The 6,585-nt window shown below is 58.3% G+C and carries 10 protein-coding genes and 1 tRNA gene; 9 read left to right on the top strand and 2 right to left on the bottom strand.

Translation table 11 applies throughout. The annotated features are described in order from the left end of the window. Positions 1-298: 298 nt before the first annotated feature. Positions 299-667 carry a YegP family protein gene (locus JQM68_RS09285; protein WP_235222730.1) on the bottom strand — a complete coding sequence of 123 codons (369 nt, stop codon included), beginning with the start codon at positions 665-667 and terminating at the stop codon, positions 299-301. A 569-nt stretch (positions 668-1,236) separates the two neighbouring features. After that, positions 1,237-1,312, bottom strand: a tRNA-Pro gene (locus JQM68_RS09280). Positions 1,313-1,416: 104 nt separating this feature from the next. Here JQM68_RS09280 and JQM68_RS09275 point away from each other — a divergent pair. The 9 genes from JQM68_RS09275 to JQM68_RS09235 all read left to right on the top strand — a co-directional run bounded on the left by JQM68_RS09275 (position 1,417) and on the right by JQM68_RS09235 (position 6,577). Next, positions 1,417-2,382 (top strand): M23 family metallopeptidase, encoded by a 966-nt coding sequence (locus JQM68_RS09275; protein WP_235222729.1) that lies wholly within the window; start codon positions 1,417-1,419, stop codon positions 2,380-2,382. A gap of 7 nt (positions 2,383-2,389) precedes the next feature. Continuing rightward, positions 2,390-2,968: a zinc metalloprotease gene (locus JQM68_RS09270; RefSeq protein WP_235222728.1), complete on the top strand. Its 579-nt coding sequence runs from the start codon at positions 2,390-2,392 to the stop codon at positions 2,966-2,968. A gap of 138 nt (positions 2,969-3,106) precedes the next feature. Next, positions 3,107-3,448, top strand: coding sequence for a 50S ribosomal protein L19 (rplS, locus tag JQM68_RS09265; RefSeq protein ID WP_235222727.1), 342 nt, complete (start codon positions 3,107-3,109; stop codon positions 3,446-3,448). A gap of 118 nt (positions 3,449-3,566) precedes the next feature. Further along, complete coding sequence (locus tag JQM68_RS09260; protein ID WP_235222726.1) at positions 3,567-3,791, top strand: S26 family signal peptidase; 225 nt, start codon at positions 3,567-3,569, stop codon at positions 3,789-3,791. Positions 3,792-3,883: 92 nt separating this feature from the next. Beyond that, positions 3,884-4,468, top strand: coding sequence for a signal peptidase I (gene lepB, locus JQM68_RS09255; protein WP_235222725.1), 585 nt, complete (start codon positions 3,884-3,886; stop codon positions 4,466-4,468). Next, complete coding sequence (ylqF, locus tag JQM68_RS09250) at positions 4,465-5,331, top strand: ribosome biogenesis GTPase YlqF (protein WP_235222724.1); 867 nt, start codon at positions 4,465-4,467, stop codon at positions 5,329-5,331. Before lepB ends, ylqF begins: the two co-directional genes overlap by 4 nt. Before the next feature lie 4 nt (positions 5,332-5,335). Further along, on the top strand, positions 5,336-5,596 hold the full coding sequence (locus JQM68_RS09245; protein WP_235222723.1) for a PF20097 family protein: 261 nt from the start codon (positions 5,336-5,338) through the stop codon (positions 5,594-5,596). A gap of 1 nt (position 5,597) precedes the next feature. Beyond that, positions 5,598-6,221, top strand: a complete 624-nt coding sequence (locus JQM68_RS09240; RefSeq protein ID WP_235222722.1) for a ribonuclease HII — start codon at positions 5,598-5,600, stop codon at positions 6,219-6,221. Further along, positions 6,218-6,577 carry a YraN family protein gene (locus JQM68_RS09235; protein ID WP_235222721.1) on the top strand — a complete coding sequence of 120 codons (360 nt, stop codon included), beginning with the start codon at positions 6,218-6,220 and terminating at the stop codon, positions 6,575-6,577. Before JQM68_RS09240 ends, JQM68_RS09235 begins: the two co-directional genes overlap by 4 nt. Positions 6,578-6,585: the final 8 nt, after the last annotated feature.

Raw genomic sequence — 6,585 nt, 5'->3', positions numbered from 1 at the left:
CCGCTCCCATCTTCGAGATCGCCGACTACGGCATCTGCGGCGACCTGTTCAAGGTCACCCCGCTGCTGATCGAGGCTATTAAGGCTGCCAAGGCTGCGAAGTAAAAGTACTTTACAAAGCTTGAAAAGAGGACTGCCTGAAAGGGCAGTCCTCTTTTTTTAAGAAAAAAGGCACCGGCGGACCGCAGCAGTCCGCCGGTACGAAAAATCAAAATAGCTTTTTCAACACAGGGGAGCCGGAGAGGTGATCCAGCGAGCTTAACACCGGCCACACTTCTTCCTATCCGTGAAAATGCCGGTTATTCTTCGACGATTTTGGCATCCACCGCGTTCTTTTTCACAGATTCGATGCCGTTCATGCAGCTGGCCATGGCCTTGTAGCCTTCGCTGACGGCGATGATCTGACCGTTCGTGGCTTTCAGGCGGAAGCGGAACTCACCGGCCTTGTCCGTATAGACTTCAAATTTGGGATGCTTTTCAACAGTGAAACCCTCTACGGTTTGGTTCTCGACAGCGGCCACGGGAGCGTTTTTCTGCACACTTGCGATTCCCTTCTGGCAGGCTTCGGGAGAGGTATAGACTTCGGAAGTGGCAATGACCTCGCCGTTCGAGGCCTTCAGGTCGAATTTGATACCGGTATTGGTCTTTCGGATAACGAATTTGCCCATGTATAACTACCTCCAGTCAAAGATGTTATCAACAGTATATAGAACAATTTGATAATGTTCAAGAAAAAATGAAAAATTCTCTAAAAAAACAACATTTTTTCTCTTATAATGATATTTCCTCTTGATGGAGGCAGTGGGCGTTCGGACCAAAGAAAGGCCGGAGCACCCCATGAGTGCGAGATGCGTTTTTGATGCGGAACATTAAAAACTAGCCGCAAGCGATATGACGCTTGCGACGAGTTGTCAAGTGGCTTCATTTCAGATATTTTCGTTTCGTCTTCGTCCAAAAACCGACCGCGGATCCAGCGGAGCGAATCGCGGTCGGAAAGGAGGAAGGGAGCGGGCGGATGACGCTCTTTTGTTCCACAGGAATAAAAGAACGCCGGAGCAAAGCGAACTTTGCTCCGACGTGGCAAGAGGTTTCAATCTGGATATTTCGTTTTCCAACCCGAATTCCAACCCGAACCGGAATCCAGCGGAGCGAATCCGGTTCGGAAGCGAAGAAAAAGCACGTCCGGCGTATGAAAAGGCCCTGAGGCCTTTTCATCGCCTCAGGGCTTTTTCTGAGCTGGTCCGAGTAGCGGGATTTGAACCCACGGCCTCTTGGTCCCGAACCAAGCGCGCTACCAACTGCGCTATACCCGGTTACAGCTTGATTATTATACGGAATTTTTTCGCGGCTGTCAAGGTCATATTACCAGAAAACCTTGCATAGAGTGCAAAAGAAACCATGCGGGGAGGGACGCGCTATGACTTCACGGCAGGCGGGAAAACGGCTCAGCAGCGTTGCGAAGGATCAGAAGATACGGAGTGCCCGTCGGGGCAGGACGGGAAAGCGGAAGGAACCTCTGCCGCCGAAAGAGCGGGGACAGCTCATCCGGTTGGTGATCTGCGGCGGTATATTTGTTTTGTTTGTGGGCGCCAAGCTGGCGCTGCCCGCAAAAATGGAAAGTTTTAACGCCAGACTGTCGGAGCTCCTGTCAAGCAATATGGATGTGCAGGCGGTATTTTCGGCGGTGGGCCGGGGATTTTCCGGGGACACCGACAATGCCGCGGAGGAAGTCTATCAGGCGGTGTTTCACCCGGAGGAGGCCAGGGAAACAGCCGCTGCCCTGCCGATGCCGCAGGAGACGCCGGCGCTGGATATGCTGCGGGAATATGAAAATACCGCCCCGATCGGGGAAACGCAGCCGGAGGAGCAGCCGGCTGAAGCGCAGACTGCGGAGGAGCAGGCGCCGCAGGCGGAAATATCCACGCTGGCCTATGTACTATACTCCGACAAGAATCTGCCGGAGGATGTGAGCATGGAGCAGGCGATTTTGGACTTTGATTACTGTACACCGGTATGCGGCGTGCTGTCCTCTTCCTTTGGCTACCGGGAGCATCCGTTGGAGGGGGAGGAACGGTTCCACTACGGTGTGGATCTGGCGGCGGACACCGGCACGGCGGTATCCTGCTTCGCCGACGGCACCGTGACGGTGGTGGGGGAGAGCAGCAGTTACGGCAAATACTGCATTGTGACGCATGCCGGAGGCTATGCCACCTTGTATGCCCATTGCAGCCGTATCACCGTTGCCTCCGGCGCCAAGGTATCCCGCGGAGAGAAGATCGCGGAGGTAGGGGAGACCGGGATGGCGACAGGTCCCCATCTCCACTTTGAACTGCATCAGGATGGAGTTTATCTGAACCCTATCTATTATGTTGCTCCGGCATAACGGATGTGTGCGGGTATCCGGCGGCTTCTGCCTGGTGACGGCCTGGTTCGGCCTGGTCAACGGCTGGCGGCTGCTGGGCATTGTCCTGGGGGCTTCCGGAGTGCATGAGCTGGGCCATTATCTGGCGCTGCGTCTCCTGGGCGCTTCCTGCGGCCGCCTGCGGCTGGGAGTCCTGGGCGCGGTGCTGGAGAGTGACGGAGGGCGGCTCTCTTACGGCAGGGAGCTTGTCTGCGTCTTGGCAGGGCCGGGGGCCAATCTCCTGTGCGCGCTGCTGCTGACCGCGGCCGGACGGGGAGCGTGGGAGGTTATGACCGGGGCCAATCTGGTGCTGTGCGGCTTTAACTTGCTGCCCCTTCGTCCGCTGGACGGCGGCCGCGCTTTGTATCTGGCGGTTTCCTGGCTGGCGGGACCGGCGGCAGGGGAGACCGCCGCCCGCTGGGCAGGCGCTTTGACAGGGACCCTGCTGGGGACGGCGGTGGTGTGGCTGATGAAATGCACGGGCGGCAGCCTATGGCTGCTGCCGACGGCAGTGGCGGCTTATTTCCTGGCAGTGCGGGAAGTGTTCGGAAAACAGGAGTTTTTGTAAAAAAGTGCTTGCAATCCAGGTGGAACTGTGGTATCCTATCTTGGCTACAAAGGGCGGTCCTCTGCCGTGCACGCGCCAAAGAGCGCCGATGTGCATGAAAAGCGGCATGAACACCTATGAAATAGGAGGAAAATATCCATGGATCTCATCAAGGAACTGAACAAGGAAACCCTGACCAAAGAAGTCGCTCCCGTCCAGATCGGTGACACCGTGCGTGTCCACGTGAAGGTCAAGGAGGGCTCCCGCGAGCGTATCCAGGTCTTCGAGGGCACCGTCATCGCCAAGAAGCACGGCGGCATCGAGGAGACCATCACCGTCCGCCGCATCTCTTACGGCGTGGGCGTGGAGAAGGTGTTCCCCATCCACTCTCCCTCCATCGATCACATTGAGATCGTCCGCAACGGTTCTGTCCGCCGTGCCAAGCTGTACTATCTGCGCGGCCGCGTGGGTAAGGGCGCCAAGGTCAAGGAGAAGCTTTGATCCGAGGATAAAGAGAGGCGTTTGCCTCTCTTTTTTCTTTTGAAAAAATGGTCCGCCCCTTGTGAAGCGCGCTTTTTTCTGATATACTAAATCGTTAATATGACAAGGGGGGACTGCCATGGCTTCGGAACAGAAAAAGCAGCCCGGGCGGGTGGCCTATGAATGGGCCCAGACTCTGGTCTATGCTGTTCTGGCCGTGGTGCTGGTGTTCACCTTCGCGGTCCGGGGATTTCGGGTGGACGGCCAGTCCATGCGGGATACCCTGCAGGACGGCGACATGCTGCTGATCCTGAACAACGGCCTCTGCGGGGACTATCAGCCGGAGAACATCGTGGTCCTGTGAAAGGCCGTTTTTCTGGCGGTACCCGGTGTGACGCCGGACCTGGGCACGCGGGAGTGGAACCGCGTGGGCCTTCTGCAATAAAGGAGAGCAAAATGGAAGAAAACGTGAAGAAACAGCGGGAAAGCGGGAAAGACTTCTATGAGTGGGTACAGGCGCTGGTGTGTTCTGTGCTGGTGGTGGTGATGCTGTTCACCTTTGTCATTCGGATGATCGGCGTAGACGGTCATTCCATGGTGCCGACGCTGCAGGACGGGGACCGCTTGCTGGTGCTGAATTCCATGCTGTATGATGATTACAAGTATGGCGACATCGTGGTGCTGCGGAAGTCATCTTTCCTGTCGGAGCCCATCGTGAAGCGGGTCATCGCCACAGAGGGCCAGACGGTGGATATTGACTTTTCCACCGGCAGCGTCTATGTGGACGGTGTACTGCTGAAAGAGGATTACATCAATGAGCTGACCTTCACCGAGGAGGGCACGGAATTTCCCCTGACAGTGCCGGAGGGCAGCATCTTTGTGATGGGCGACAACCGCAACCACAGCAACGACAGCCGGGATTCCCGGCTGGGCACGGTGGATAGCCGCTATGTCATCGGCAAAGCGGTGGTCCTGGCCTTCCCGGGGCCGGACATTGTGATGGGGAAGCGGGATTACAGCCGGATCGGAGTGATCGCATGAACATCCAGTGGTATCCTGGACATATGACCAAGACCCGGCGGATGATCGCCGAGCAGATCAAGAATGTGGACGCGGTGTGCGAGATTCTTGACGCCCGCATCCCCATCTCCAGCCGGAACCCGGATGTAGACGAGCTGACGGCGGGGAAGCCCCGACTTGTGGTGCTGAACCGGGTGGACCAGGCGGACCCGGAGGCCACAAAGCAGTGGGCGGCGTATTTCCGGGCAAAGGGCTATGCCGTGCTGGAATCTGACGCCAGGGGCGGACAGGGCACGGCGAAGTTTGCCGGGGCCGTCCGGGAGCTGCTGGCGGACAAGCTGAAAGCCTATGCGGAAAAGGGCATGGCAGGCCGGGTGGTCCGGGTGATGATCCTGGGCATCCCCAATGTAGGCAAATCCACCTTTATTAACAAGGTGGCGGGCCGCAAGACCGCCAAGACCGAGGACCGCCCCGGCGTCACCCGCTCCAAGCAGTGGGTGCCCATCGACAAGGGACTGGAGCTGCTGGACACCCCGGGCATCCTGTGGCCGAAGTTCGAGGACCAGAGCGTGGGGCTGAACCTGGCCTATACCGGCGCGGTGAAGGACGATATTCTGGATACCGAAACCTTGGGCTGCCATTTGATGGCCTATCTGGGGGACAAATACCCGGAGGCCCTGAAAACGGGCTACAAGCTGGCTTCCTTGCCGGAGCGGGAGGAAAACGACATCGCCTACGGTTACCGCCTGCTGGAAGCGGCGGGACGGAAGCGGGGCTTTCTGGTCTCCGGCGGCGAGGTGGATACGGAGCGGATGGCGAAGATCTTGCTGGACGAGTTCCGGGCCGGCAAGCTGGGACGGTTCACTCTGGAGCTGCCGGAGTAATTTGGTGGAAGGAGAGATGATGATGAACTGTCCTGCCTGCGGAAAAGAGATGAAAGCTGGGAAAATCGCATATGCGCCGCAGGCTGGTATTCATTTCCTGCCGCCCGGCGTTCAGCATCTGCCCCGTGTAGTGACAAAGTGGGGAATTAAAAAGCAGGGCGGGATTGTTTTGGACGGTCCCAGCAACCTGGGCCTTTTGGAAAGTGACGGAACACTTCCGGCGTATCTTTGCCAACAGTGCCGCAAGATTATAGTGGAGTATTGATATGGACCTGTGGACCTATGAACGGGAACAATGGAATCAGGGCTTTGACACCATCTGCGGCGTGGACGAGGCCGGCGCGGGGCCCCTGGCGGGACCGGTGTACGCCGCCGCCGTCATCCTGCCCCGGGAGCTGGACATCTCCGGCCTGAACGACTCCAAGAAGCTGACGGAGAAGAAACGGGAGGCCCTGTTCGACATCATCACCGCCCGGGCTGTATCGTACAGCATCCAGCGTGTGGAGGCGGCGGAGATCGATGAGATCGATATTCTGAACGCCCGGATGAAGGCCATGCAGCTTGCCATTGACGGTCTGTCCGTCCGGCCGGATATGGCCCTCATCGACGGCAACCGGGACCACGGCAGCCGCTTTGCCGTCACCGCGCCCCATGTAACCATCGTGGGCGGCGACGGGAAGAGCGCCTCCATCGCGGCGGCGTCCATTCTGGCAAAGGTCAGCCGGGACCGCTACGTATCCACGGAGCTGAACGCCCAATACCCCCAGTACCAATTCGCCAAACACAAGGGCTACGGCACGAAATTGCACTATGAAATGTTGGACCAGTACGGTCCCTGCCCGGCCCACCGGGTCACCTTTCTGAAAAAGTGGGAGGCGCGGAAGCCATGAGCGGACGAAAAGCCGCCGGGGACCGGGGCGAGGCGGAGGTGGCCCGCTACCTGCGGAAGAAGGGCTACACCCTCCTGGCCAGCCAGTGGCGCTGCCGGTTCGGAGAGCTGGACCTGGTGGCCCGGGATAAACGGGGCACGGTCTGCTTTGTGGAGGTCAAGCTGCGGAGCCAGGGGGCCATTGGCCTGCCGAGAGAGTTTGTGGACGACCGGAAGCAGGAAAGGCTGCGGATTGCCGCTGCAGCGTATTTGAGCACCCATGACATTGACGCCCCCGCCCGGTTCGACGTGGCGGAGGTCTACGTGGAAAACGATGGCGCACTCCGGGTGGAATACCTGGAAAACGCCTTTGAATAGAGAATCTT

It is taken from the genome of Oscillibacter valericigenes (assembly GCF_021531435.1).
Taxonomy (GTDB): Bacteria; Bacillota; Clostridia; order Oscillospirales; family Oscillospiraceae; genus Oscillibacter; species Oscillibacter valericigenes_B.
This window is presented reverse-complemented; position numbering and strand designations above follow the sequence as displayed.